The organism is Oerskovia sp. NPDC060338 (assembly GCF_042726295.1).
Classification (GTDB): domain Bacteria; phylum Actinomycetota; class Actinomycetes; order Actinomycetales; family Cellulomonadaceae; genus Oerskovia; species Oerskovia merdavium.
Genome location: NZ_JBHXCQ010000007.1, coordinates 103,424 through 129,571, shown reverse-complemented (window position 1 = coordinate 129,571; position 26,148 = coordinate 103,424). Strand labels below are relative to the sequence as shown.

Here is a 26,148-nt window from a genome sequence, read left to right as displayed (position 1 = left end):
TGGTACTACCTCGTTCCGGTCCGACGACGTCCCACCGGCACGGCCAGGAGCACGAAGATCAACAGGGTGACCCCGGCGGCGACCAGCCACGGGAGCCGGTGCACGGGGTCGTGCTCTATGCGCAGGAACCCGCCGTCGGGGCCGAGCAGGAACGCCTGGCGCCCGTCGACCTCGGCGCGCGGGAGGTTCCGGCCGTCGAGCGTCGCCGACCACCCGGGGTCAGCCGTCTCCGCGAGGACCACGGCGCGTGTCTGCGCACCGGGGGCGACCCGGGTCGCCACGGTCTTGTCGTCAGCAGGGAGGAGGCGCTCGACGGACACCGGCTCGGTCGTCTCGTCCCCCGCGGCAGGAGTCGCGGGGAGGGCGTCGACGACGCGCGCCCAGGCGGGTGCGTCGGTCTCCGTCGGTCCCGGCGCGACGCGCCACAGGACGCCCGACTGCCCCTCGGTCACGCGCTCGAGGCCGGGCACCATGTCGAGGCGGGCGACGAGCTCGGCGCGCTCGCGAGCGGTCGTCGGGTCTGGGGCCGGCTCGGCCGGGATCAGGACCGCACCGACGGCCAGGTCGGCGAGCCCGGTCGCGGCGTCGGCCGAGCTCCCGGAGGCCATCGCGGCGACGAGCTCTGGCACGGGGCCCTGAGCGAACGACGGGTCGTCCATGGCCCGGGCACGGACCGCGCTCGAGGAGTCGATCATCTGCGGCCCGTCGCCGCGGAGCAGGGCGTACTCGAGCACGCCACCGGGCCCCAGCTCGATCGAGAGCACGCGCACCTCGCGGTCGGAGTCCTGCATCTGCTGGCCCACCTTGGGCACGACGGGCTCGGTCGTGACGGTCAGTTCGCCCACCGCGCCGTCCTGCTCGGTCGCGAACAGCACCCACGAGGCGAGCGAGGCCGCGGGGAGGGCGAGGGCGACGAGCGCCAGCAGCCCGACGGCGCAGGCCCGCCACCCCGCACGGGTGCGGTCCTGCGGGACCACGGTGGCGGCCGGGCGGACCGGGCGCCGCAGAGCCGGCGCGCCGAGCAGCGCGGCCCCCAGGAGCGCCAGGAGGACCACCGAGACCCCGACGCCGGGCCAGCCGGTGACCGCACCGTCCTCGCCGACCGCGACCTCCACGGAGCCCGCCAGGACGGCCGTCGCGAGGCCCAGCGCCGCGATGAACCAGGCGCTCACCACCGCAGCCCCCCGCCGACGGAACAACGCCACGAGTGCGAGGACCACGACGAGCGCGCCGGTCGCGAGAGGTGCCCAGCGGCCGGCCTCGCCCAGGGCGCCCTCATCCAGGCCGAACCATGCGACGGCCTCGACGGGCTGACCGAGCAGCTGCTGCCACGCCGGCGCGGCCACGGCCTGGACCGGAGCCCCCGGGTCCGCGAGCAGGAGCCGCCAGCCGCCGTCGTCCCAGGTCGTGACGACGCGCCCCCAGAAGGGGGCGAGCAGGACGATCGACGGGAGGAGCACCAGCACGAGATACCTGCGGTGCTGCGTGGCGGCCACCGCCACGACGGTCAGCGCGAGGGCAGCGACGAGCAGCAGGACGGGGGCTCCGCACACCGCGATGAACAGCGCGAGTCCCGCCGCCGCGGCCGCCCCGATCGATCCCTGGCGCCTGCGCCGCGCCGTGCGGACGACGCGCGGGGCAGGTGCCGCCCTACCCACCTCGACCACCGAGGTGGCCACCAGCGCGGGCGCGACCTCGTCGCGCGCCTGGACGCCGAGCGCGCGCAGGACCCCGAGCGCGACCCAGGGAAGCGCGGCATGGGCGACGAGAGCGCCCAACCTGCCGTCGCCGAGCGCGATCAGGAGCGAGGGCGCCGCGACCCAGACCACGGCCGCCCAGGCGCGCAACCAGACCGAGCGCGTGACTCCACCCGCGGCGAACCAGGCTCCGAGCCCCGCGACGAGGAACGACGTCACGACGAGCACGCCGATCACCGGCTGCGCGACGCCTCCGCCGAGGAGCGAGGCCGACAGCAGGAGGGTCGTGAACGGATCAGCGGGGGCCGCGGCCCCCAAGCCCTCCGAGATCCAGCCACCGGTCGCGGCCTGCCACACCTCCGCGAGACGGCCCTGCACCGGAAGGAGCGCGCCTCCGACGAACCGCCCCCCGGCGCCGAGCACGGAGAGCAGCGGGCCGAAGACGACAGCGGTCACACCGAGCAGGGCGACGACGGCCACCGTGAGCATCGCCTGTCGACGACGCGCCAGGGCTCGTAGCTCGGCACGCTCGAGGTCCGTCGGCGCTTCGACCGTCCTGCTCAGCTCGGCATGCGCGAGGCGATGGCCCCGGCGCTCCCCGAGCACGTCCCGCCACGTCCCCTGCAGGGGCGCCAGGGCGCGGCGCGGGAGGACGCTCGTCCGTCGGATCCTGCCCCGGGACCGTGCGAGCGCCCGGAAGCGGAAGACCGCCCACAAGGGCGCGAGGAGCTCGTCCCGAGCCTGCCCCGGGCGTTTGACCGCGAGACGGTACATGGCCTGGAACGGGGCCCAGAGAATCATCGCGAGAGCAGCCGGCAGCAGGCTCGGACCGGAGACGCTCACGAGCCGCTGGTGCAGGAGACTCCGTCGACGTGCACCGTAGGACGCATCGACGTCGGGAGCGGGGACCTCCTCGTCGTCTCGCTGGTCCTCCTGCCGGAGGCCCAGGAGCGAGGCCTGCGCGTGGCGCACGACCGCCCGAGGAACGACGACGATCCGATGACCCGCGAGCCGAGCACGGCGGCAGAGGTCGAGGCCGTCGCCGAACACCCCGTACTCGGGGTCGGTGCCGCCCAGCTCCAACCAGACCGAGGTCCGCACGAGCGCTCCGGCGAGCCCGACCGCCAGGACGTCCTCCCGGGCGTCGTGCTGGCCCTGGTCGATCTCGTGCTCGTCGATGCCAGTCATCCGGCGCCCCAGCGGGGAGATGGTGAAGCCGACCTCGAGGAGCAGCCCGTCGTCGTCGCCACCCTCGTCCCATCGACGCTGCTTGGCGCCCGCGACGGCGACCGTGGCGGAGTGCTCGACCGCGCGCAGCTGCTCGGCCAGGGCGCCGGGCTCGGGCGGGGAGTCGTCGTGGAGCAGCCACAGCCAGGTCGGAGGGGGGTCCTCGCCCCGCGACGCGAGGGCCGTGTCGACCGCCTGACCGAAGGACCGTGCGTGCGGGGCAGCGAGGAAGCGAGCGCCGCCCAGGTGCAGCTCCTGGTACTCGCTCATGGCCCGGGACGCGGCCACGTCGACGACGATCACCGTGTCGGGGGCGATCGACTGCGCCCGGACCGCTTCGAGGGTCTCCGGGAGGTAGGGCGTGTGTCCCTGCGTCACGATCACGGCGGCGACCGTGACCGGCGTCGAGGCCGAGCCCGATGCTGCGGCCGTGGCGTCAGGCGCCACACCACGTGCACGCTGCTGCGATGCACCCGGCTGAGAGAGGGGCCCGGTCACGGTGGTGGTGTCTGAAGAAGTCATCCTGCCGTCATCATGACCCGCCCCCGCTGGAGATCGTGGGACCTCGGCCCGGCAGGTCGCGGACCTGCAGCCCCCGGGGCACCCCGTGCTGGGGCCTCGGCACGACGGCCCGCAGGGCCCGTCACTCCGAGGCGGGCAGCGGGTCCGTCAGACCACGCGGCGCTTCAGCTTGCGCCGCTCGCGCTCGGAGAGCCCGCCCCAGATGCCGAACCTCTCGTCGTGCTCGAGCGCGTACTCGAGGCACTCGGACCGCACCTCGCACCCCGTGCAGACCTTCTTCGCCTCGCGAGTCGAGCCGCCCTTCTCCGGGAAGAACGCCTCAGGGTCCGTCTGAGCGCACAGAGCACGCTCCTGCCACCCCATGAGCGTGTCGTCCACCACCTGACCGAAGAGCGGCAGCACTGGCGCCACCGTCTCGATCGTCCGACCTGCATCCGAGGGGAATGCCCCTTGGTCCTCGCCCAGCACGTTCCACATGATGCGCCCCTTCATGCCGTTCTTTGGAAACTGCATTAGGGAAATTACACGCGTGTCATGCGCGTCCGTCAAGCCGAAATGTGCTATCGAGCAGATCCCGTGGGTGAAATCACGGAACCCGCGGCGCCGACGGCCGCGCCCTAGGCTGGGCCCCATGACCCTCTCCTCTGCACCCGCCGCTCACGTCGCTGACCTGCAACGTCTCATCCTCCGAGACCCCGGGCGACCCCGCGTCACCTGGTACGGCGACGACGGCGAGCGCGTGGAGCTTTCGGGAGCAGTCCTGCACAACTGGGTCAACAAAACCGTCAACCTCCTCGTCGAGGAATTCGACGCAGCCCCGGGGACACGAGTCCTTCTCGACCTGCCCCCGCATTGGCGGGCGATTGTCTGGGGGCTCGCCGCATGGCGGGCCGGTGCCACGCTCGTCCTCCTGCCGGACGCCCCGGCGAGCGGCGCCGTCGGGCCGGAGGACCAGCCCGCGGAACCCGCGCTCCTCGACCTCGCGCGCGACGTCGACGTCGTCGTGACGTCCCGGCCGGCCGCCTGGACGGGAACGCGCGCGCCCGTCGTCGCCGTGCCGCTCCCCGCTCTCGCGCGTCGATTCGACGGCGACCTGCCCGCCGGTGCCATCGATGCGGGCTCGGCCGTCATGACCTACGGCGACCAGATCGGCTGGGTCGAGGAGGTCGACCTGGCCACGGTCGCGCTCGAGCCGGGAGCCGTGCTCCACGGCGAGCTGGTCACCTGGGCGGCCCGGCTCGGCGACGACGTCTCCCCCGGGGCACGCGTCCTCGTCCAGGAGGGCGACGCCTTCCGACTGCTGCGTCGCGCCCTGCAGGTGCTGGCCTCGGACGGCTCGGTGGTGCTCGTCGGTACCGTCACCTCACACCTGGGCACCGACGACCCACGACTCGCACGGCTCGTCGCTACAGAGCGAGTCGATACGGTCCTCCCGCCAAAGGCATGACGGGTTCACCAGGTGTAGAAGGCACGTGGACCCGTGTGGACACCAGGGATCGGATAGCCCGCCGCAGCCCACTGGCCCGACGACATGTGGAAGAACCCCGCAGGGCCGTCGTAGTAGATCGCTGGAGACTCCGGGAACTTGACGAATCGGTCACGACGCACCGACTCGACGACCTTCGGGGTCGGAAAGTCCCAGGCCGCCCAGTAGGAGTACTTCTCCGTGCGGTGCTCCCCGAACTGGGTGTCGTAGTAGAAGGGGTCTCGTGGACCGATCTGGGACGGGTCGATGCGGAAGATGTTGGCTGCCCACGGCAGCTTGTACCAGCCGTCCGTCTGCATGTTGTCCACCGCCGGCCGCCCCATGAAGTCCCACTCGCTGAACGTCAGCTTGTGGATCTCCGACGAGAGCGGCACCTGGACGAAGAGCTCTGAGGACGACGGGAACTTCGCGATCGAACACGGCAGGCGCTCGCAGAAGTCCGGGTCCTGGTAGGGCTCTCGAAATCCGGTGCCCCGCCATTGCTCGAGGGTGAGCCGACCCGTCTCGTTACTCGTCGACGGCCCACCGGTTGGAGGCCAGTCGACCCGCCAGTAGATGTGGTCGGTCCACGAGGCAGACAGGAGCTCCGCCTCGAGGACGACTGGTTCCTCAAAACCGAGCTGTCGCCACTCGTCGAAGGACACGTAGTGGTAGTCGCTCCATGAACCGTCGATTCGACCCTCGACACGGAAGATCGCCGAGCTGAACTCCGACCTCGCCAGGAAGTAGTCGCTCTCGACCGCCGTCGCGACGGGGGTAGTTCCCGCACCTCCGAGCGCCAGGGCGAGAATGATGGCAAGTCGACCTGAACCACGCAGCATGGCAGCTCCTTCAGCAGAGTGAGCGAGCCGAAGCTCGGTCGCGTACAGTACGGCAATCAAGAGAGATCCGGCAAGCCCACGACGGTGCGACGAATCGGTCGACGCGCACATAGCAGGACTTCCGGCGCTCCTTGACCGGAACGTGAACGATCTGCCGACGCCCCTCGAACACGCTGGACCCGTCGCTTGAAGGAGAGACCCGCATGGAGAACGACGGTCAGATGGACGCAACCATGGACACGAGGTCGGAGGCCTACTCTGAGCGGCTCCGCGCGCTGCAGGGCGCATGGTGGAAGCGGGCGCTCCACGTCCAGGCCCCCTACCGTTGGAACGTGCGCCGCACTCTCGGTTCCGCAAGGACGCTCGACCTGGGCTGCGGGGTTGGCCGCAATCTCGGCGCACTCGGGGCTCGAAGCGTGGGGATCGACCACAACGCGAGCTCGGTGGCCTTTTGTCGAGCCCGCGGACTGACGGCCCACACCCCTGCAGAGTTCCACACCTGGGCTCGTTCCGAGGGTGCGGAGTTCGACGGGTTGCTCGTAGCGCACGTCCTTGAGCACCTGTCACCCGAGACTCAGGCACCGCTTCTCGCAGAGTACCTCCCGTACCTCCGGCCAGGTTCGGTCGTCATGCTCGTCTGTCCCCAAGAACGCGGGTACGCGAGCGACTCGTCGCACGTCGACTTCGTCGACTCCGACCGCCTCCTGGCGATCTGCGCCGGGCTCGGTCTGGACGTGGCGACGTCCAGGTCCTTCCCGTTCCCACGTCGCCTGGGCACACGCTTCGTGTACAACGAGTTCGTCGTTGTCGCCCGCACTCCGGCAAGCACCCGCACGGGTGGCTAGCGCGTCGGCCGCCGGGGGACGTCCGAGCTCCCGACCACTCGACGTGAGATGATCCCGCCCATGCGCGGAATCATTCTGGCCGGAGGATCCGGTACCCGTCTCCACCCGATCACGCTCGGCGTGAGCAAGCAGCTAGTCCCTGTGTACGACAAGCCGATGATCTACTATCCCCTGTCCACACTCATCCTTGCCGGGATCAAGGACATCCTCGTCATCACGACGCCTCACGACGCCGAACAGTTCCATCGGCTGCTCGGCGACGGCGGGCAGTTCGGTGTGGCTATCTCGTACGCCGTGCAAGCGGAGCCGAACGGCCTCGCCCAGGCGTTCGTCCTCGGCGCTGACTTCGTCGGCAACGACTCCGTCTCGCTGGTCCTCGGCGACAACATCTTCTACGGCCCTGGACTGGGCAGCCAGCTGACCAGGTTCGAGTCGATCGACGGCGGAGCAGTCTTCGCCTATCGCGTGTCAGACCCTACGGCCTACGGCGTGGTCGAGTTCGACGCGAACGGTATGGCGTTGTCGCTCGAGGAGAAGCCTGCTGTCCCCCGCTCGAACTACGCCGTCCCTGGCCTCTACTTCTACGACAACGACGTCGTCTCGATCGCACGGGACCTCGAACCGTCGGCACGCGGCGAGTATGAGATCACGGACGTCAACCGCGAGTACCTGCGCCAAGGACGCCTGCAGGTCGAGGTTCTTCCGCGAGGCACGGCATGGCTGGACACCGGCACCTTCGACTCACTGCTTGAGGCCTCGGACTTTGTCCGCACCATCGAGAACCGGCAGGGTCTCAAGATCGGCTCGCCGGAGGAGGTCGCCTGGCGTCGAGGCTTCCTGACGGACGACGAGCTCCGTGAACGCGCCGAGCGCCTCGTCAAGTCTGGCTACGGGACGTACCTGCTCGGCTTGCTCGGAACGACCAGCTCTCCGCACCCCAGCTAGACGGCCTCGTCTGCGGGCCGGCCGCCGGACGCGGGGCCGGCCCGCGGGACGTCAGGCTCCGAGCACTTCCGCCGAAGCGCGTTGCCAGCGCTCGAACCAGTCGCCGATCGCGGCGACCCCCACCGCTTCGAGCGCTCCGTGACTGAGCACCGAGTAGGCAGGTCGCGGAGCAGGGCGCACGAACGCCTCGCTCGTCGTTGGCACGACGCTCACCGAGGCACCGATCGACTCGACGATCGCCCGAGTGAAGTCGAACCAGGACGTCTCTCCGGCGGAGGTCCCGTGGTAGACGCCGCCCGGGGCGTCGGTGTCCACCAGACGCAGCACCAGGTCTGCGAGGTCGACCGTCCAGGTGGGCTGTCCGACCTGGTCCGCCACGACGCTCAGTTCGTCGCGCTCACGAGCAAGCTGTGCCATCGTGCGAGGGAAGCACGGCCCACCAGCTCCGTACAACCATGCAGTTCTCACCACCAGATGTCCGGCAGAGGCCGCCAAGACCGCCCACTCCCCTGCAGCCTTCGTCCGACCGTAGGCCGAGCGTGGAGCGACAGCCTGGTCCTCGTCATAGGGCACTGTCGCGGAGCCAGCGAAGACGTAGTCGGTCGAGATCTGAACGAGCCGGGCACCGGTACGGTTCGAGGCCTTCGCAAGGTTCGCGGCACCGACCGCATTGATGTCGAAGGCCTCGCCCTCACGAGATTCGGCGTCATCGACCGCGGTCCATGCGGCACAGTTCACCACCACGTCGAACCCCGCGACACCTGCCTCCGCCGACGTCGGATCCGTGACGTCCAGCTCCGACCGGGTGACCCCGGACACGTCATGTCCCGATAGTTCGAGCACCCGGACCATGTCCTGGCCGAGCATGCCGGCGGACCCAACCACCAGCCACTTCTTCGATCGGTGCGATGATGCTTCCATCCCAGATGGCTCCGTCCTGGAGGAGTGGGCGGGCCCGTCCTCGTATGATCACTCAGTGCGCGGTCCGTCCGGCCCGCAGAATCACCTGATTCTAGGCCCGACGAGATCCGACGGATTCTTCTAGGTTGCGATCGTGGTCGACCGCTCGCCCCCGGCGAGCGAGGGCCTGACGAGGCGGACCTGCGAGAGCGTCGACTGATCGATCGGTCCCAGGAACCTCCCGGTGACCGGCGCGCGTGACAAGAAGATTGAGGAGAGCATGGAGTTTCGTGAGCTGAGCGTCCCCGGCGCCTGGGAGATCACCACGACGCAGTTCGGTGACGCCCGTGGCGCGTTCCTCGAGTGGTTCAAGGCACCCGCGTTCGAGGCGGTCACCGGGCACGCGTTCGACCTCCAACAGGCCAACTGCTCGGTGTCCGCCGCCGGTGTTCTCCGAGGCATTCACTTTGCCGACGTCCCCCCCGGGCAGGCGAAGTACATCACCTGCGCCAAGGGAGCGGTGCTCGACGTCGTCGTCGACGTCCGGACCGGCTCGCCGACCTTCGGCCAGTGGGACTCGGTACTGCTCGACGATGTCGACCGTCGCGCTGTCTACATCAGCGAAGGCCTGGGCCACGCCTTCATGTCCCTCGAGGACGGCTCGACAGTTCTCTATCTCTGCTCCACGGGCTACGCGCCCGGGCGCGAGCACGGGATCGACCCCCTCGACCCGGACCTGGGGATCGCCTGGCCGACCACCGGCCGGTCGGGAGCCTCACTGACACCGATTCTCTCCGAGAAGGACTCCGACGCTCCCACGCTCGCCCAGGCGGCCGCGGACGCGCTCCTTCCGACCTGGAGCGCCGTCGACGAGTTCGTGCGATCCCTCATGGAAAGCGGCGGACGGTGACGTTCGAGCCGACGATAGGATGTCCGGCGTGATCGACCAGATGCGCGTCCTCGTGGTAGTGCCCGCATGGAACGAGGAAGCGGCTCTCCCCGGAGTTCTCGACGAGCTGACCCGTACCCTGCCCGGTGTGGAGGTCCTCGTCGTGAGCGACGGATCGACGGATCAGACCTCGAGAGTTGCACGAAGCCGCTCCGTGATGCTTCTTGACCTTCCCGTCAACCTCGGCGTCGGCGGGGCGATGCGCGCCGGCTACAAGTTCGCCCACCGGAACGGGTACGACGCCGCCGTCCAGCTCGATGCAGACGGACAGCACTCACCTGCCGACGTCCCACGGCTTCTGGCTCTCCTGAGCGACGGCGAGGCCGACATCGTGATCGGCGCCCGATTCGCCGGCGAGGGCGACTACTCCGTCCGCGGCCCACGTCGGTGGGCGATGGGCCTGCTCTCGGTGATCCTCTCCCGGGTCGCCGGTACCACTCTGACCGACACCACGTCCGGATTCAAGGCATCCAACCGACGGGCCATCGCACTCTTCTCCCGGGACTACCCGGCCGAATACCTCGGAGACACCGTGGAGTCCATCGTCATCGCCTCTCGTGCCGGACTCCGCATCCGCCAGACCGGAGTCTCGATGAGACCTCGTGCAGGAGGCGTGCCGTCGCACCATCCCTTGAAGGCAGCGATCTTCCTCGGGCGCGCAGCGCTCGCGCTGGTCATCGCCCTGTCACGCCCGGTCGCCATCGTTCCGGACGCATCGTGAGCGGCTACGCCTTCGCACTGGCCTCCTGCCTCGTCCTCGTCCTGTCCCTGCTGGTACTCCTGCGTCGGCGGCGGCTTCGAGAGAAGTACGTCGCCATCTGGCTCCTCCTTGCGATCGGTGTGTGCATCTTCGGGGCGTTTCCCGCACTCGTCACGGCGCTCGCCACGGCTGTCGGTGTGGAGACCCCCAGCAACCTGCTCTTCGCCCTCGCGCTCATGGTGCTGCTGATCGTCTGCGTCCAGCTCAGCACCGAGATCACCTCGCTCGAGGACGAGACCCGGACGCTCGTCGAAGAGGTCGCCATGCTGAGGCATGACGTCGACGAGCTGAGGCAGACATCCTTGAGCAACATCGGCGCCCAGGAGACCGATGATGTCGGCTGAGATCACCGAAAGCTCGAACAGATCGACCCTGCACGTCGCCGTCGGGCTGGGAGTCTTCGGGGCCGCGCACTTCGTCTTCCTGGCACTCGCCGGACGCGACCTCGGCCCGGCCGGCACGGCTCCAGTCTCGGTCGCGTGGACCCTCTTGAACGCGATCGGGATCGGACTCTTCCAGCCCGTCGAGCAGGAGATCGCGCGGAGGCTCTCCGCTGCGCGTGCCGACGGCGCGGCGAGCGGTCAGGTCACCCGCATCGTGCGATATGTCGGCCTCGCGATCCTCACCGTCGTGGCTCTCGCACTTGTCGGCTACCGATGGCTGGCGGACGGGCCCCTGGCTTCAGGATCGATGGTACTGGTCGTCGTCCTCGGCCTTGGCGCCCAGGCGTTCGCCTACTACGCGCGAGGGATCCTGGCCGGTACCGGGCAGTTCCGTCGCTATGGCGCCCAGCTCGCCGTCGACGGTGGCTTGAGGATCTTCCTGTCGTTGGCACTTTTCGTGACCGGCGCCTCGTCCCAGGTCGCCTATGCCACGATCCTCGTCATCGCTCCGCTCGTCGCCACGTTGATCACGGTCCGCCCCACCACCCTGATGCGCCCACTGCGGGCACGCCCCCTGCCCGATGCGACCGAGAGCCCGCTCGGGGGGCTCGTCGCGGCTGCCCTGTCGAGCCAACTCCTCGCCAACATGGGGCCGATCGCGATGGCCGTCCTTGCCGGCGCCAGCCAGCAAGATCTCAGTGGGCGTTTCATCGCGGCTGTGACGATCGCTCGCATCCCACTCTTCCTCTTCACCCCCGTCCAGGTCGTGGTGCTGCCGGCGCTCGCCGCGATCGTCGTTCGTCACGACTGGCCCGCGTACCGGACGACCATGCGCAAGACGCTCCTCATCTCCGCAGCACTGGCCAGCGTCGGCACGCTGGGCGTGGCCGTCCTCGGTCCGTGGGCACTCAGTGTGGCCTACGGACCAGCCTTCACCATCGGGACCTCGACGCTGGTTCTCATCGCGGTGTCAGGTGGACTCTTCATGCTCGCCCAGGCATACGCCCAGTCGCTGATCGCCCACCACCGCGAGCGACTCATCGCCATCGGTTGGGGAATCGGGCTGGTCATCGCGTGCGCAACGCTCGCCGTCGACATCGAGCTGTCGCTCAGAGTCGCGCTCGCCCTGTGCACCGGAACCGGCGCGGCACTCGTCACGCTCCTTCTCGGCGAACGCAAGATCGTCCGGATGTGGCGTGACGAGTCGCAGGTGCCCCCTCAGAACTAGCCCAGTACACGGGGCCAGGTCGGCTCGACGTGGCCCCGTCCGATCGAAAGCCAGGCATGCCTCACCACACGCGTTCGCGCCCCTTCCGGTCCGCGTTGCGGCTCGTCACGCCAACTGGCTCGCTGACTCCCCGGGCGGCGTTCTGGTGGGCCTTCGTCGCCTACTTCCTCGTGAGCTCCCTGTGGGCCATCAGCAACCCGATCATGGCGTCGGCCGACGAGCCCTCGCACGTGGTGAAGGCCGCCGCCACGGTGCGTGGAGCCGAAGACATCTCCCCTGACGGGGCCAGCACCGGTACCGGGTGGGTCGAGCTACCCAGCCTCTACGCCCAGCTGGCGCGGTACGCCGACTGCATAATGTTCCAGAGCGGAGCCTCGGCCTCGTGCCAACCGACGCTCGAGGGAGACCTGAGCACGCCGCAGGAGATCGACTCGTCAGCGATCAACTACAACCCGGCCTACTACGCCGTGGTCGGACTCCCCGCGCTGCTTCCCGGCGGTGGTGAGCACACTCTCTACCTGATGCGCCTCATGAACGCGCTCGTCTGTGCGGCGGTCATGGGACTCGCAGCGCGGACCGTCGCCGAGCTCCCGCGCCGACGATGGCTCGGACTCGCCCTCCTGCTCCCGCTGACGCCGACCTTCGTGAATCTGACGGGTGCTGTCAACCCTCAGTCGTTCGAGGTGACGGGTGCCGTGCTGCTCTGGCTGTCCTGCCTCGCGATCGTCCGCCACCCTGCACCCGATCTGCTGAACAGGCGGATCGTCCGGATAATTCTCGCCACGGCCCTCGTCGCGCTGCCCAGGAGCCTCGGGCCGCTTTGGGTGGCACTGATCGTCGTGATGGTCGTCGTGAGCACAGGCTGGCGCCCCGTGGTCGACGCGGTACGACACCGAAAGGCGATCTGGGGAATTGCCGCTTGTGTCGCCATCTGCGCGGCCGCCAGCTTCTGGATCCTCAATGCAAATGCCGTGCCACAAGGTCCGGGGGGCCCGGGCATCACGCAGCGCGAGGCGATCCTGCGCACCCTCGGCGATACGAGCACCTATCTGCACCAGATGCTCGCCGCGCTCGGCTGGTTGGACGTTCCGATCCCCGGGTGGCTACACATGACCCTGGGTGGCACGATCCTGACCGTCGCGATCCTCGCCTGGGCCATCGGGCTGAACCGCGACAGGATCGCTATCGCCGCCACGGCAGTGCTCGTGGTGCTCATCCCCGTCGCTGCACAGGTTCCGCTGGTGGAAGACGTCGGTTACTACTGGCAGGGCAGGTACACGTTCCCGATCGCGTTCGGGGTGATCCTGCTCGCCGCCTTCGCGCTCGCTGAGCGCAGTGACGGGCTTCCTCCCTGGTTCGTGCGTCGGACGACCTGGACGATCGGTCTCTTGTTTGCCGTTGCGAACGTCTCCGTCTTCGTCGTCAACCTGCACCGCTATGTCAACGGAGCGTGGGGCGGGTGGTTCAAGACCGATGCCGCGTCGTGGACTCCCCCGTTGCCGATCCTCGTCCTGGTCGTCGCCTACGGAGTGGCGTGGTTCGCCCTCGTCGTGGTCGCTCAGCGGGTGGCCTCGGAAGGCGCTGTCCGATCGTCGTCATCCACCACCAGCGCGACGACCGTCTCGCTCGAAGCGAGCGCGCCACGCTGATTCCAGCCCACTGATCGGAAGGTAGCTCGGTGGCGTCAACGCGTCCACCAGCACGCGATGCAAGGCCCTGAGCGGCCCCCTCGACCCCGATCCTCGGCCGTCATAGTCCTTTCCAGCCCACCACCCGTCCCCAGCGGCACGTCGCGCACCCTGCCGACCGCCGCGCCCCGTCCGTACCACGTGCTGAGCACCTCACCGAGGAGATGTGGCAGACCGTCACGCTCGGTCACGCACCCAGTGCACGCCCTTCGGGCTCGAGGGACGTGCTGCGGCAGTGCTGTCCAGCCCCCCTGCGGCGACGCGGAGCACATCAACTGAGGTCGGCGCCTCGAGGGATCGAGTCGACCGTGGTCGAGGCCACCTCCCAGTAGATCGGGGCCGCACCACCGAAAGCACCGACATAGGCACTCCAGGTCTTCGCCCACCGGCGTTGCCCGTTCTGAAGAATCCAGATCTCCGGCGCACCGGTCGCCTTGAGTGCCACAGCCCTTCCGGCGGTCGACTGCGGGGTGAACGCCGACACGAGGCTCGCCGACCAGGTGGACCTGGCCGTCGATGGGGCGAACGTGCCCGAGTGCGTGACATCGAGCAGCCCGCTGGACGTGAGCACGAAGTTCTGTGACGTCCCGGAAGCCACGACCAGCCCGCTCACCGCCGAGGTCGTCGGCACGAGCCCCACGCTCTGCCCGTCGAGGCTCCCTCGCGGGAGCGTCCTCAACGCGGAGTCGGCCACGAGCGACGGCGTCAGCGCGGCAGCTCGTCCGTCGACGTAGAGCATCGCGTTCGAGCTCGAGCGCTGCTGGACGACAACCCGATCCCTGATGATCGGCGCGCCGTATGGCAGTGCACCAATACCGTCCTCGCTCAGCACATTGTGAAGCGACGGCAGCCCCTGCGCGGTCAGTGAGGCCGCGTCGAACACCTCGCGGCGGGTTCCTCCAGCAATGAAGAAGAGCTTGCCATTGGTCGTACCGTAGGCCGAGGTCAGCTCAGGTCCCTGCGACAGGAGCGACCATTGGGTCATGGACAGATTGACGAGGTCCCCGCACGATCCCCCGTAGTCGGCGACCATCTGACACGAGGGTGCCCGGAGCCGGTAGTTCGAGTCCACGAACGCGACGACACCCGAGCCCGGGTCTCGGACGAAACGCTTGAGCGAGGGGCCGGTGGAGAGAAAGTTGAGATAGACGTCGGGCGCGTCCTGAATCCGACCGAGCCGCGAGAGCGAGGTGAGGACCGCGCCGGACGTCACATGATGCTTGGTGGCCCCGACGACGAGATACACCTCCGGTCGCGCCGGGGACTTGACGAAGGCCCCGGTACCCACGCCGTAGATCGCCCCGTATCTCGCCTGTTCCGCTTTGACGCGTTGCCTGATCTCAGCCTGCCGGGCCCAGAGGCTCTGCCCAGGGCACGAGGTCGCTGCCACGTCCCGGTGCCCGATGATCGTCGGCAGGACCTTCCCGTTGACACTCATCGTGCCGCCGGCGTCGATCCCGAGCAACGACATCTTCCACGCCAGGATCCCCACCACGGCTGTGACTGCCTCGTTGCTGACTGTCGCTTCCTGGTAGTTGCCAAGGACAGACACCCCGAAGGTCTGGGCGTTGTAGCTCGTGGTGTGGGCGCCGATGGTCTCCAGCTCCACCCCTCCGGCGCGCCCTTCCCAGACGCGTCCGAACTTGTCGACCAGGAAGTTGTAACCGATGTCGCCCCAACCGCGAGTCTGAGAGTGGTATGCGTAGATTCCGCGGATTATCGCGGGGACATCCCCGGGACCGTAGTTGTTCGTACCGGCGGTGTGGTGAACTATCGCGCCGCGAAAGTCCCCCTGCGAGGGACTCCACCTCATCAGCGACTCGTCCGCGCCCCACAGTGCCCGCGAGACGAAGTCGGGCGCGCCGTTGCTGCCCATCGAGGTGGCGAGGGTCGCTTGCACCTCTCCCGACCTTGAAACGTCTGCCACGCCGGCACGTCCCGGCGTCGCGCGCGAGGCGGGGGGGACCGTTGTGGCACGCGCGTCCACGTCTGACACACCGGGATCGATGACCGTCAACCGAGGGTCAAGGAGGTCGGCAGAGCTGGTCGGGGTGATCCGGGCTTCCACCCGGTCGACACGCCCGATCGCAAAGGGTGCAGTCCCGCTACGTCCCGCCTCGGGACCACTACCGGTCGGGTCGTCGACCTCGAGGTCCTGCCATCCGGACCACTCGGACGCGGTCTGAGTTCGCACCTCGATCTGCGGCGCAGCATCACCAGCCCAGGTGACACCGACGGTCGCAAAGCCCCCCACGTCGGACGCAGCGACAAGCGTGCGAGGGGCCGTTCCGAAGGTGGTTGCCCCTGAGGAGGCGCCGCTCCTGGCCGACGCCTCCCCTGCCGCAGCGAACGAGACCTCGGAGAAGACAGGCGCGGGTGGCTCAGGCAGGGCGGCGGATGCCGGTGCCGGGTGAGACAGGAGTGCCGGCTCGACACCGGTTGCGCCTACCGGAACCAGCGCCCCCGGCAGAAGGAGTCCAGCGGATGTCAACAGGGCGACGATGGCGGTCCGGAAACGCTTGGGCATGATTACCTCCGGTCAGGGGCCACACGATCAGGAGAAACCGTTGCTTGGTCGTCCCTGTCCCGTGTTCTCCTCTGACACGCTACCGGCGCATCGTTGCGTTCGTCGTTCGACGCGCGTGCGATGCGCCGGCATCGATACCGGAGTCCTGCTACTGACCGCTCGCGGCGTACTTCTCCTCGATGGCAGCCTTCGCCGGGCGCCACCACTGCTCGTTCTCGCGGTACCAGTCCACAGTGGCACGGAGCCCGGAATCGAACTCGGTGAACTGCGGAACCCAGCCGAGTTCGTCCCGGAGCTTGCTCGAGTCGATGGCGTAACGAAGATCATGCCCCGGCCGGTCGGCTACCAGGTCGAAGTCGTCGCCATCCCGGCCGAAGATCTCGAGCAGGCTGCGGACAACTTCGAGGTTGTTCTTCTCACCGTCCGCTCCGATCAGATAGGTGTCACCGATCTTCCCGGACTCGATGATCCTCCACACCGCCGAGTTGTGGTCGTGCACATGGATCCAGTCGCGGACGTTCTCTCCGCTGCCGTAGAGGCGAGGGCGAATCCCATCGATCAAGTTGGTGATCTGACGAGGGATGAACTTCTCGATGTGCTGATACGGCCCGTAGTTGTTGGAGCAGTTGGAGATCGTTGCCTGGACCCCGAAGGATCGCGCCCATGCGCGGACGAGCAGGTCGCTCGACGCCTTCGTAGACGAGTAGGGGCTCGACGGGTTGTAGGGGGTCTCGGCCGTGAAGCGCTCAGGGTCGTCCAGCTCGAGGTCGCCGTACACCTCGTCGGTCGAGATGTGGTGGTACCGCACGCCGTGCTTACGGACCGCCTCCAGCAGGGTGAACGTCCCGATCACGTTCGTCTGCACGAACGGCCACGGGTCCTTGAGTGAGTTGTCGTTGTGTGACTCCGCCGCGAAGTGGATGACGACGTCCGCATCGGCCACGAGGGAGTCGACGACCTCTGCGTCGGCGACATCGCCCTGCACGAACTCGATGCGGTCACGAACGGCGGCGAGCGACGAGACGTCCCCCGCGTACGTGAGGGCGTCCAGCACCACGACATCGACATCCGGACGTTCCTGGACGGTCTGGTGGACGAAGTTGGCGCCGATGAAGCCGGCGCCACCGGTAATGAGAGCCTTCACAGGACCCCTCCGAGTAGATCTGACAACGACCAATCAATGTACTGCATGACGTTCTCGCGCTTCCCCTCCGTCATCTTGCGGACCGGACCCGCAGCCCGATGTCCTCGTCCGTGACCCCGACCCCGGAGGCCAGGGTCCGAAAGACCCGCCGGTCGATCTCCGGCCAGATCGTCGAGCGGAAGCGCAGGTCCCGTGCCTGCTGGCGCGCGTGCGGAGAGGAGGCGAGGACGACCCGCGGCGCTCGCTTGAAGATCCGACGCATCTCCCCGAGCAGCATCGCGATCGACACCGACTGCTGGGACGCGATGATCTTGATCACCGGGCCAGAGTCGTCGACCAGCTGCTCGCGACGCTCTACCATGTCCATGATCATCGCCGCACAGTCGTCGACGAAGACGTAGTCTCGCAAAGTGTCGAGCGAGACGTATACGCCGATCGGTCGAGCTGTGTGGTGAGCCAGGCAGAGCTGGGAGATGAGCCCCTGAGGCTTGCCAAGGTCCTGACCCGGCCCGTAGATGTTCGCGATACGCCCGATCAGGACGTGAACATCTACGTCCGACAGCCGTGCGAGAGCAGCCTCCGCCTGCAGCTTCGCGTGACCGTACGGTGCGAGCGGTGACGGAGAGGTGGCTTCGCTGAATGGCGGCTCACTGGCACCGGCGTACACCCCCCCGGCCGACGAGGCGTAGAAGAAGGTCGTCCGCGACCGGTCCTCGGCCCCCATCCTCGCGACGACGTCGAGGAAAGCGTCAAAGACGGCCAGCTCCGCGTCCAAGACCTCTTGAGGGGTCGCCGTCACACCTGCGCCGGCGCACCACAGGATCCGCATCGGACCGGCGCCCGTCGTGCGCGCCTCGTCGAGAGCGGCCGAAAGATCCTTCGCTGCATCGTCGGGATCGCTCCACCGGACACGTGCCGGCACGACGATCGCACCGCGCGCTGCCGACTCCTGAAGCACCGCCCGACCGAGGAGCCCTCTCGCACCGACCACCAATGAGGTAGCCCGCTCTGCGGTGCTCAAGAGCGCTGCGCCCGCTTCCCGAGGGGACCGTTCCTCGGGTCGGAGACGATGAGGTACAGGGGCTTGCCCATCGCTTGGTTGACGGCTACACCGATGTACTCGGCAACGACGCCCAGTGAGAAGAGTATCGCCCCGCTCGTCAGGAGGATGACGACGATGAGGGACGTCCAGCCCGAAGGTACGTCCTCGCCTGCGATTTTGTTCACCGTCAAGAAGACGGCCATGATCACGCCGATCACCCCGAGGATCACCCCGAGTACGCTCACCAGCCGGAGTCCCCTCGTGCCGCTCGAGAGGACCATCCGCCAGAAGTGGGAGAGCAGACGACGATACGAGTACCCGGACGCCCTGTCCTCTTCGCGCAGGGTGATCGGCGCGGTCGTGACCTCGCCCGCGACCCATCCCAGGGCGACATCCAGATAGACGCCCGAGCCAGCGTACGCGGCGACCGATCGACCGATCTCTCCCAGGACGAGCCGGTAGCTCTGGTAGATCGACGTGTCTGCACCACCCATGACGCCGGCTATGAGACGCTTCGACGTCCGGGACGCCGCGTTGCGCACGGCGCCGTGCGGTGCGGGATTGCGCGGCGCACCGTAGACGACCGTGGCGCCGACATCGAGAGCTGCGTCGAGCAGGTCCGCCATCTCACGGGGATCGTGCTGCCCGTCCTCGTCGAGAGTGACGATCCAGTCGCCTCCTGAGGACGCCATCCCTGCGAGGGTCGCGGCGTGCTGCCCGAAGTTCCGGCTCAACCAGACCGGGCGCACGTACGGGTACACGGCGGCAAGGTCGCGGATCGTCTCGTCGGACCGGTCCGGACCGTGGTCATGGACGAGGAGGACCTCGCTCACGACGGCGTCGCGCCCGCCTGTCGTCACGAAACCGCTCGACAGCGAGTCGATCTCCGCGAGGAGGGCGGGGAGCGTCTTGGCGCCTTGATAGACAGGAATGACGACTGACACACGATGGATCGATCCCGAGGATTCTGGCGTTGTCACGCGCCCGACTATAGTCGGTGCAGATCGGGTCCCCGGCACGCTCACGACGGCGCCCTCCCGGACCACAACGTGACGAGAAGCGAGACATTGAGCCCAGACACGACCGTGACCACGGAGGCCCCGGCAGAAGCGCTCGACTCGGCCCCTCCGGCCGGGATGCACGGGCCACGCGGCCCGTTGTTCCGCATCATCCGCGATCAGCGGGTGGCCTTCCTGGTCGTGGGAGCCTTCAACACCGTCCTGGGTACGGCCTGGTTCATCGTGTTCGAGCTTCTGCTCGGGCCGCGGTTGGGCGCCTACGGGTACATGGCCAGCCTCGTGTGTGCCCACGTGGCCGCGGTTCTGTGCGCCTTCGTGCTCTACCGCCGGTTCGTCTTCCGCGTCAGAGGACAGGTCTGGCTCGACCTCGCCAGGTTCGAGGTCGTGAACCTCAGCTCGCTCGGCATCAATCTCCTGGCCCTGCCGCTGTGCGTCGAGGTGCTCGGCCTGCCCCCGATCCTCGCCCAGCTCCTGATCACCTTCGTCACGGCGCTCGTGAGCTACTTCGGCCACAAGGGCTTCTCCTTCCGGCGCGGGAGCTCCGCAGCGTCGGCTCCACCACGACTCCGCCCCGAAGAAGGAAGTACCCCATGAAGCCCCGCGTGTCCGTCGTCGTCCCCGCCTACAACAACGGCGAGTACATCGGAGCGACGATCGAGTCGATCCTGAACCAGACGTTCGCCGACTTCGAGCTCATCGTGGCCGACCATGCGTCGACGGACGACACCGTGGCGGTCGTCGAGCGCTTCTCCCACGACCCTCGCCTGACCCTCGTGAGCACGGAGGCGGGAGGTGGCGCACGACGCAACTGGAACCGTGTGAGCCAGCTCGCCACAGGTGAGGTGATCAAGCTGGTGTGCGGGGACGATCTCATCCATCCCCGGATGCTCGAGCGACAGCTCGCAGCGCTCGACGCCGGCGGCGAGCGTGTCAAGCTGGTGGCCTCCCAGCGCGACCTGGTCGACGCACGCGGCAAGGAGTTCGTCCGGTCGCGCGGTCTGGGGCATCTGGAGGGCCAGGTCGGCGGAGCGGAGGCGCTGCGCGCGACCGTCCGTTCCGGTGGGAACATCTTCGGCGAGCCGGCGTGCGTCATGATGCGGACGGAGGCGCTCGAGAAGGCCGGCTGGTGGCAGGACCTGCGCTACTACATCGACGCCGGCTCGTACGCGCACGTCCTGGTGCAGGGCGACATGGTCGCTCTGCGGGAATCGCTCGCCTCGTTCCGCGTCAGCGCTTCCCAATGGTCGGTCCGGCTCATGCGCCAGCAGGCCGCCGAGGCCGCGGAGTTCCACCGCATAGCACAGTCGCTCGCGCCAGACACCATCACCAGGGGGGACGTCCGGCTCGGCGACGTCCGCGCCGAGCTCCTTGCCGTCCAGCGACGCCTGGCCTACCTCGCGTTGGGCAAGCGGATGAAGCCCCTCGACGACTGACACGCCGATGCTCGATCAACATGACGACCCACACGCCCTCCCCTGACATAGCCTGACTCTCATCCAGGCTGCCCAGGTAGGAGGAGGTCGACAGTTGCTCACTCTCACACCACGTCGTGCCGGAATCTCCCTCGTGCTCGCCGGAGCGCTGGCTGTCGGCGGCTGCGCCTCGGACCCCGGGAGCGCGCCGCCCAGAGATGCTTCAGAGACCGAGGGGTCCACCGCAGGCTCTCCGCCCGTCGAACCGCCACCCGGGGCCTCGGCACCGTCGACCGACCTCGAGGTCTCGGGAGAGGACCGGCCCAGCTCGGACGGGAGGTCGAAGGTCGTCCCGTCGGTCGCCTTCGCGGGCGTCGTGGACGAGCGCATGGAGATCAATGCACTGGTTCCCGAGATCGTCGAGAACTCAGGCACCTGCGTCGCTGAGCTCACGTCCGGAGAAGTGACACGGTCCACCTCCGGTGCTGCTCAAGCTGACGCGACGTCGACCTGGTGCACTCCGCTGAGTCTGCCGATCTCCGACCTTGCCCCGGGCACCTGGGTGGGCACCGTGACCTACTCGTCCTCGTCCTCGTCGGGCCAGTCGGAACGGTTCGAGGTCGTGATCCCGTGATCGCCTCTCCTGCCAAGGGACGAGTTGATCGCGCGATAGGCGCCATCCTGACCGTATCGCTCGCCGTCGTCCTGATACTCGCGCTGACTGCACCTGCTCCCCCTGCGGCTGCCGCCGACGCCGGCAACTTCCAGCCGGGGAACATCATCTCGGACTCCGTCTTCCAAGACAGCGCTGCGATGTCCCAGGCTGAGATCCAGTCCTTCCTCAATACTCGCGGTGCGAACTGCGTGGCCGGTGAGAAGCCCTGCCTGAAGGACTATCGAGAGACGACACGCACTCGGCCGATCGAGGCGGGCTACTGCTGGCCCTACAGCGGGGCGAGCAACGAGTCGGCCGCCGCGATCATCACCAAGGTCTCGCAGGCATGTGGAGTCAGCCCCCGTGTGCTGCTGGTCATGCTGGAGAAGGAAAACAGCCTCGTCACCAGGTCACGACCCACGACGCGCAACTACGACGCGGCAATGGGGTTCGGCTGCCCAGATACGGCTCCCTGCAACACCGAGTACTACGGGTTCAGCAATCAGGTCTATCGTGCCGCTCGACAGTTCCTGGTCTACCGAGCCAATCCGACTCGCTACGGATATCAGGCCGGCAGGACGAACAACATCCTGTTCCATCCCAACGCGGCCTGTGGAACTTCGCCGGTGTACATCCAGAACCAGTCGACGGCTGCGTTGTACATCTACACGCCCTACCAGCCGAACAACGCCGCCCTCGCCAACCTGTACGGGACCGGGGACTCCTGCTCGTCCTACGGGAACCGGAACTTCTGGCGTCTCTTCACGGACTGGTTCGGTTCGACGTCCTCCGGGACCTCCCTGGTCCGGAGCGCGTCGGACGCCACCGTCTACCTCGTCTCCGAGAACACGAAGTACCCGATCACCGACTGGCAGCTCTACCTCACGTTCCTCGAACGCCTGGGGCCGCTCGGGACGGCCTCCGACGAGTTCCTCGCGAGCCGCACGACCGGCGATCCTCTGTCTCGCATCGTCCGCGACTCGGGCGACGGCGGCATCTACCTGATAGCTGACGGACAGCGCTTCCACTTCCCGAGCTGCGCGGTCGTCGCCGCGTGGGGAGGCGGGGCCTGCACTCGGTACTCCACGCTGTCGAGCGCGCAGGTCAGCTCCTTTCCTCGCGGCACGACGCTCTCGGACCTCGTCCTGTCGAGTCATGGGGCACTGTTCTGGCTGACCGCTGGGGTCAAGCGTGAGGTCATGAACGGTTCACTCGTGTCGAGCACGGGGGCAGCGGGCCCCCAGACGACGCTCCCCACGACTGTCTTGGCCTCCCTGCCGTACGGGCAACCGGTCCTTCCTGCCGATTCCATGGCCGTCGCACGCGAGACCACCGCGCCACGATGGATGACCCAAGGTGGCACGAAGTTCGCCGTCCCCGCAGATGCACAGTCACAGACGGCACTCCGCGACATCCCGGCTGGCGTGCTGGACGGGCAGAGCATCAACGCCATGCCCGTCGGTACGCCGTTCGGTGGAAAGGCTGCCGACTCGTCCGGTGCCGAGTATCTCGTCACGGTGACGGGCCTGCTCCCGCTGTCCGCAGTCGAGGGAACGGTGCCGGGGACCGCAACGCCGTTCTCCGCCGCCTCTCTTGCTCGCTTTCCACAGCTTCCTGCCGCGACCGCTCCACTATTTGCGCGATCTGTGGAGCGCTCCGAGGTCTATCTACTGGAGAACGGCGTGCGTCGATGGGCGCGGACCTGGGACGAGCTCGTGGCAGTCGCAGGAACTGCTGCGCCGCGAATCGTCACGGTTCCCCAGTCCACCTTGGATGCCATCCCCTCGGCGGGCCTGGCGATCCCCGCAGGGACACTGATCAAGGCCGACAGCGGGCCCGAGATCTACCTCGTGGACGGATCGGCCAAGATTCACCTCGAGTCGTTCGTGGAGGCACACGAGATCGGCCTCATGACCTGGAGGACGGTCGACCGAGCGACCGTGAACGGATACCGCGGAACAACATCGCCACTTTCGTCCGTCATCACCTGCGGCACGAACCCGTTCGTCGGGCAGCGAGGACTGCTCATCCCACGTCGTCCCCTGGGTGCCGACCCTGAAGTGCTGCCCGTGACCCCACTCACCACCCGTGCGTGTGAAAGGCTCAAGATGTCCTCCGAACCCGCCCGGACTGGTCCGGTGTTCGTCAAGGGTTCCGGGTCCACCGTGTACTCCGTCGGGAGCTCCGGCAAGATCGCCGTTCCGACCTGGGATGCCTTGCTCGTACTCAACTCGCCGCACGGGACGCCGTTGATCGCCACGATCAACGACGCCGCCCTGGCGCGGATCCCTGACGCGTAGGTCCACACCGCGATGCCCGGGGCGCTCTCGCCGAAGGTGAGGGCCCCTCTGGCGTCGGCTGGTGCCGAAAGACCGGCGCAGGTGCCCAAAGACGGCCCGCTCGTCGTCCGGACCCGCACGAATCCCGCGCAACGCACGCCCCTTTGCACACCGGAGAATCCTCAGCACGATGCGCCAGAGCCCTTGATCGTCAGTCCGAGGGCAGATCGGCTCAGCCTCTGACCGCCTCTGGTCTTCCTGGAGACCTGCCACGCCGGGTCGGAGTCGACCCGGCGTGGCAACCTTTCAGTCCGCGGCCGGGTCGACGCCAGACCGGGACGAACCGCGGCGCCCACGAACCCCGAAGACGAGCGCCCACAGGGCCGCCAACGTCAGGGCGATCGCCAGGCAGGCCAGCTCGATATTCCAGCCCGGGGGCCTGAAGGTGACCGTCACCTCGTCCCCTTCGGCCCCCTCAGGGACCTCCACCGTCAGAAGGAACAAGTCGGTCGGCGCGGTGATCCTGCCGTCGGAGGTCGAATATCCCGGCCACGGGAGGCGACTGAACGCAACAGTTCGGGGGCCGCTGTCGGGGAGCGAGTCGACCCTGAAGACGACAGACGTGTTGGTTGTGGACACCTCAGTCACCGAAACACCTGGCGCGGACCAGACAACTCCCCCGGCAGGCCCGAGCGGCTCGTCCCGGACCCACGTCCTGGTGAAACGCCCATCGTTCACCGTGGTCCAACCTTCGGGAGTCTGCGCCCAGAGTTCTTCAGGGACGTCGGCCTTCACGATCTGCAGGGTGTCGATGCGGATCTGGTCGACCAGGCGGAGGCCCGTCGCCTCCCGCACCTCGAAGAGATTGGTCAGGAGCTCCGGACACGTCCCCCCGAGGTACTCGAGACACATGGTCGCGTTGAACGGGCCGTACCCAAGGAGCTGATAGCGGTTCATCACGTTGTGGGGATTGACGTACCAGGTGTTCGCCTGCAAGGTCTCGTCCCACAAGGCCGGCTCGGGAAGCAAGGCCTGGGTGTCACCGACGACCAAGGTGTCGTTGACCGCACCTTCGAGCTGCTGCTGAAAGCCCTCCACACGAGATGGAAGCCCCTGGTCGGGCCATGCAGGTGCTCGATGGGTGGAGTGCTGGAGCGCCAGCGTCGCGATCGACGCGACAGCGATGATGCTGAGGGTTGCCCAAGACGTCGCCGCCCAAGACCGTCCTCGCTGCACTGGCCGCCGCCAGCACAGGTACAAGGCGATGATCGCGACGGCGACGATGAGAGCCGACAGGAGGTGCGACGTCGCAAGGTGGGGCGTCTGTGCCCAGCTCAGATAGAAACCGAGCGCGGCAAGTCCGAGCGCCAGTGCGAGGCGACCCACCCTTAGCGCGTCGACGCGCGCCTTCGACAGAAGAACCGCAAGCAGCAGCACCACCGTCAGTGCCAGGTAGGGCATCATCCGCGACGGGTAACGAAGCGGTCCTACCACGGTCGGCAGCATGAGGAACAGGAAGAACAGACCGCCGGCGATGACCACGTCCAGCCTCTTGCGCACGACGGCAGCAGCTCGTGGAAGGTCGATGAAGGCGACGAGAGGCAGCGACCATGCGATGTACGCCATCGGCACCGCCGCGGTCAACCCGGCCCACCACCACGACGCGACCTGCGGGAGCGCTGTCGCGATGCTCGACATCGCGAGCCCCGAGAGGTCGAGCGTCATGAACTGATCCATGTAGACACCCGTACCCGACCTGTTCGTCACGGACGCGGTCAGCAGCGACGGAAGATGGACAGCGACCGCAACAAGTCCGGCGAGCGAGCCGATCCCGAGAACGATCAGGATCGCCCTCCTGTCACGCCTCACCATCCCTTGGACAAGGACGCTCGCCAGGATGAAGACCAGGGCGATCGTCCCGTGGACGTAGCCGATCGTGATGGTGAGGTACGCGACCAGGAACGCCGGCAATGGGCTCCGTCCGTCGAATGCACTGCGGCGCACCAGGAGCCATACCCAGGGGATCAGGGCCCAGGCGAAGAGTCCGGTGACCCACGACGGGGCGTCGAAGTAGGTGGTGAAGCCCGAGAAGGGGGCTGTCACGCCGGCAAGGACCGCGTAGACGTCGCGGGCACCAAGATGGCGTGCAAGAAAGTAGACCCCGACCGCGCCGATCATGATCGCAGCCAGCTTGACGATCGTCGTGAAGAGCGCGGCGCTGGCCACCAGCGTCGACCCGAGCGCGATCAACCAGACGATGGGGTTGTACGTCCCCCACTGGCCCTCCGCGAACAAGTTCCCGCTAGACCACACGCTGGGCTCCAGCATCGGGAGCGTGCCCGTTCGCAGCGACATGCCGGTGTGATACCACTGGCCGAACGCGCCGTTCACGGTGTCGTCCCACCAGTAGAAGCGACGGTTCCACAACAGCGGAAGTACCGCTGAGACAGCGCACACCGCAAGGACGACGGCCACGCTCCAGGTAGTGGTCCAGCGTCCTCGGACCTCGATGTGGGTCCGGTCCGGGTACCGAGTCAAGACAGCTCCAGGTCGATCGACGGATGGGATGCTCGACGAGCTCCCTGTGGGAAGGCAGCAATCGAGTTGTCCCGCGTCCCC

Annotated in this window: 21 protein-coding genes; 12 read left to right on the top strand and 9 right to left on the bottom strand. The window is 67.9% G+C overall.

Translation table 11 applies throughout. The features are described 5' to 3' along the window. Positions 1-5: 5 nt before the first annotated feature. A complete protein-coding gene (locus ACFWGN_RS10425; protein ID WP_377616781.1) occupies positions 6-3,371 on the bottom strand; it encodes a glycosyltransferase in 3,366 nt (1,121 codons plus the stop codon). 222 nt (positions 3,372-3,593) lie between these two features. Continuing rightward, positions 3,594-3,923: a WhiB family transcriptional regulator gene (locus ACFWGN_RS10420; protein ID WP_056764226.1), complete on the bottom strand. Its 330-nt coding sequence runs from the start codon at positions 3,921-3,923 to the stop codon at positions 3,594-3,596. 154 nt (positions 3,924-4,077) lie between these two features. Between ACFWGN_RS10420 and ACFWGN_RS10415 the strand changes: the two genes are divergently transcribed. Then, positions 4,078-4,893, top strand: coding sequence for a TIGR03089 family protein (locus ACFWGN_RS10415; RefSeq protein ID WP_377616780.1), 816 nt, complete (start codon positions 4,078-4,080; stop codon positions 4,891-4,893). Positions 4,894-4,898: 5 nt separating this feature from the next. Here the strand turns inward: ACFWGN_RS10415 and ACFWGN_RS10410 are convergent, their stop codons facing one another. Then, positions 4,899-5,753 carry a hypothetical protein gene (locus tag ACFWGN_RS10410; RefSeq protein ID WP_377616779.1) on the bottom strand — a complete coding sequence of 285 codons (855 nt, stop codon included), beginning with the start codon at positions 5,751-5,753 and terminating at the stop codon, positions 4,899-4,901. 203 nt (positions 5,754-5,956) lie between these two features. On the opposite strand from ACFWGN_RS10410, the gene ACFWGN_RS10405 reads away from it, so the two are divergent. Together ACFWGN_RS10405 and rfbA are read left to right on the top strand one after the other, a co-directional pair. Further along, a complete protein-coding gene (locus ACFWGN_RS10405; RefSeq protein WP_377616778.1) occupies positions 5,957-6,598 on the top strand; it encodes a class I SAM-dependent methyltransferase in 642 nt (213 codons plus the stop codon). A 60-nt stretch (positions 6,599-6,658) separates the two neighbouring features. Further along, the gene (gene rfbA, locus ACFWGN_RS10400) at positions 6,659-7,543 is read left to right on the top strand and encodes a glucose-1-phosphate thymidylyltransferase RfbA (RefSeq protein WP_377616777.1); all 885 of its coding nucleotides are present in this window, start codon (positions 6,659-6,661) and stop codon (positions 7,541-7,543) included. Between the two features lie 51 nt (positions 7,544-7,594). Here rfbA and rfbD read toward each other — a convergent pair whose 3' ends face one another. Beyond that, positions 7,595-8,464: a dTDP-4-dehydrorhamnose reductase gene (gene rfbD, locus ACFWGN_RS10395; protein WP_377616776.1), complete on the bottom strand. Its 870-nt coding sequence runs from the start codon at positions 8,462-8,464 to the stop codon at positions 7,595-7,597. Positions 8,465-8,723: 259 nt separating this feature from the next. Here rfbD and ACFWGN_RS10390 point away from each other — a divergent pair, with 259 nt between their 5' ends. The 5 genes from ACFWGN_RS10390 (at position 8,724) to ACFWGN_RS10370 (ending at position 13,412) form a co-directional block, all read left to right on the top strand. Continuing rightward, positions 8,724-9,353 carry a dTDP-4-dehydrorhamnose 3,5-epimerase family protein gene (locus ACFWGN_RS10390; RefSeq protein ID WP_377616863.1) on the top strand — a complete coding sequence of 210 codons (630 nt, stop codon included), beginning with the start codon at positions 8,724-8,726 and terminating at the stop codon, positions 9,351-9,353. Between the two features lie 19 nt (positions 9,354-9,372). After that, complete coding sequence (locus tag ACFWGN_RS10385; RefSeq protein ID WP_377616775.1) at positions 9,373-10,113, top strand: glycosyltransferase family 2 protein; 741 nt, start codon at positions 9,373-9,375, stop codon at positions 10,111-10,113. After that, a complete protein-coding gene (locus ACFWGN_RS10380; RefSeq protein ID WP_377616774.1) occupies positions 10,110-10,496 on the top strand; it encodes a DUF2304 domain-containing protein in 387 nt (128 codons plus the stop codon). The genes ACFWGN_RS10385 and ACFWGN_RS10380 overlap by 4 nt, the downstream gene beginning before the upstream one ends. Then, positions 10,486-11,763, top strand: coding sequence for a lipopolysaccharide biosynthesis protein (locus tag ACFWGN_RS10375; RefSeq protein ID WP_377616773.1), 1,278 nt, complete (start codon positions 10,486-10,488; stop codon positions 11,761-11,763). Before ACFWGN_RS10380 ends, ACFWGN_RS10375 begins: the two co-directional genes overlap by 11 nt. A 95-nt stretch (positions 11,764-11,858) precedes the next feature. Next, complete coding sequence (locus tag ACFWGN_RS10370; RefSeq protein ID WP_377616772.1) at positions 11,859-13,412, top strand: DUF2142 domain-containing protein; 1,554 nt, start codon at positions 11,859-11,861, stop codon at positions 13,410-13,412. Between the two features lie 310 nt (positions 13,413-13,722). On the opposite strand, the gene ACFWGN_RS10365 is transcribed toward ACFWGN_RS10370, so the two are convergent. The 4 genes from ACFWGN_RS10365 to ACFWGN_RS10350 form a co-directional block, all read right to left on the bottom strand. Continuing rightward, entirely contained in the window at positions 13,723-15,978 is a 2,256-nt protein-coding gene (locus ACFWGN_RS10365; RefSeq protein WP_377616771.1) for an N-acetylmuramoyl-L-alanine amidase, read from the bottom strand. Between the two features lie 148 nt (positions 15,979-16,126). Further along, on the bottom strand, positions 16,127-17,122 hold the full coding sequence (rfbB, locus tag ACFWGN_RS10360; RefSeq protein WP_377616770.1) for a dTDP-glucose 4,6-dehydratase: 996 nt from the start codon (positions 17,120-17,122) through the stop codon (positions 16,127-16,129). A 70-nt stretch (positions 17,123-17,192) separates the two neighbouring features. After that, a complete protein-coding gene (locus ACFWGN_RS10355) occupies positions 17,193-18,113 on the bottom strand; it encodes an NAD-dependent epimerase/dehydratase family protein (protein WP_377616862.1) in 921 nt (306 codons plus the stop codon). A 26-nt stretch (positions 18,114-18,139) separates the two neighbouring features. Beyond that, the gene (locus ACFWGN_RS10350; protein WP_377616769.1) at positions 18,140-19,144 is read right to left on the bottom strand and encodes a glycosyltransferase; all 1,005 of its coding nucleotides are present in this window, start codon (positions 19,142-19,144) and stop codon (positions 18,140-18,142) included. An 87-nt stretch (positions 19,145-19,231) separates the two neighbouring features. On the opposite strand from ACFWGN_RS10350, the gene ACFWGN_RS10345 reads away from it, so the two are divergent. From ACFWGN_RS10345 to ACFWGN_RS10330, 4 genes are all read left to right on the top strand, one after another. Further along, positions 19,232-19,777, top strand: a complete 546-nt coding sequence (locus ACFWGN_RS10345; protein WP_235535338.1) for a GtrA family protein — start codon at positions 19,232-19,234, stop codon at positions 19,775-19,777. Continuing rightward, positions 19,774-20,616, top strand: a complete 843-nt coding sequence (locus ACFWGN_RS10340) for a glycosyltransferase family 2 protein (protein WP_377616768.1) — start codon at positions 19,774-19,776, stop codon at positions 20,614-20,616. Before ACFWGN_RS10345 ends, ACFWGN_RS10340 begins: the two co-directional genes overlap by 4 nt. Before the next feature lie 367 nt (positions 20,617-20,983). Then, positions 20,984-21,229: a hypothetical protein gene (locus tag ACFWGN_RS10335; protein WP_377616767.1), complete on the top strand. Its 246-nt coding sequence runs from the start codon at positions 20,984-20,986 to the stop codon at positions 21,227-21,229. Beyond that, the gene (locus ACFWGN_RS10330; RefSeq protein ID WP_377616766.1) at positions 21,226-23,550 is read left to right on the top strand and encodes a hypothetical protein; all 2,325 of its coding nucleotides are present in this window, start codon (positions 21,226-21,228) and stop codon (positions 23,548-23,550) included. Before ACFWGN_RS10335 ends, ACFWGN_RS10330 begins: the two co-directional genes overlap by 4 nt. A gap of 285 nt (positions 23,551-23,835) precedes the next feature. On the opposite strand, the gene ACFWGN_RS10325 is transcribed toward ACFWGN_RS10330, so the two are convergent. Next, a complete protein-coding gene (locus ACFWGN_RS10325; protein WP_377616765.1) occupies positions 23,836-26,004 on the bottom strand; it encodes a hypothetical protein in 2,169 nt (722 codons plus the stop codon). Positions 26,005-26,148 lie beyond the last annotated feature (144 nt).

What these genes read in the sequence shown, in the direction of transcription:
- ACFWGN_RS10420 (WP_056764226.1), bottom strand. Translation starts at nt 3,923, where the DNA reads ATGTGGAACGTGCTGGGCGAGGACCAAGGGGCATTCCCCTCGGATGCA.
- ACFWGN_RS10415 (WP_377616780.1), top strand. Translation starts at nt 4,078, where the DNA reads ATGACCCTCTCCTCTGCACCCGCCGCTCACGTCGCTGACCTGCAACGT.
- ACFWGN_RS10410 (WP_377616779.1), bottom strand. Translation starts at nt 5,753, where the DNA reads ATGCTGCGTGGTTCAGGTCGACTTGCCATCATTCTCGCCCTGGCGCTC.
- ACFWGN_RS10405 (WP_377616778.1), top strand. Translation starts at nt 5,957, where the DNA reads ATGGAGAACGACGGTCAGATGGACGCAACCATGGACACGAGGTCGGAG.
- rfbA (WP_377616777.1), top strand. Translation starts at nt 6,659, where the DNA reads ATGCGCGGAATCATTCTGGCCGGAGGATCCGGTACCCGTCTCCACCCG.
- rfbD (WP_377616776.1), bottom strand. Translation starts at nt 8,464, where the DNA reads ATGGAAGCATCATCGCACCGATCGAAGAAGTGGCTGGTGGTTGGGTCC.
- ACFWGN_RS10390 (WP_377616863.1), top strand. Translation starts at nt 8,724, where the DNA reads ATGGAGTTTCGTGAGCTGAGCGTCCCCGGCGCCTGGGAGATCACCACG.
- ACFWGN_RS10385 (WP_377616775.1), top strand. Translation starts at nt 9,373, where the DNA reads ATGTCCGGCGTGATCGACCAGATGCGCGTCCTCGTGGTAGTGCCCGCA.
- ACFWGN_RS10375 (WP_377616773.1), top strand. Translation starts at nt 10,486, where the DNA reads ATGTCGGCTGAGATCACCGAAAGCTCGAACAGATCGACCCTGCACGTC.
- ACFWGN_RS10365 (WP_377616771.1), bottom strand. Translation starts at nt 15,978, where the DNA reads ATGCCCAAGCGTTTCCGGACCGCCATCGTCGCCCTGTTGACATCCGCT.
- ACFWGN_RS10340 (WP_377616768.1), top strand. Translation starts at nt 19,774, where the DNA reads ATGAAGCCCCGCGTGTCCGTCGTCGTCCCCGCCTACAACAACGGCGAG.
- ACFWGN_RS10335 (WP_377616767.1), top strand. Translation starts at nt 20,984, where the DNA reads ATGGAGATCAATGCACTGGTTCCCGAGATCGTCGAGAACTCAGGCACC.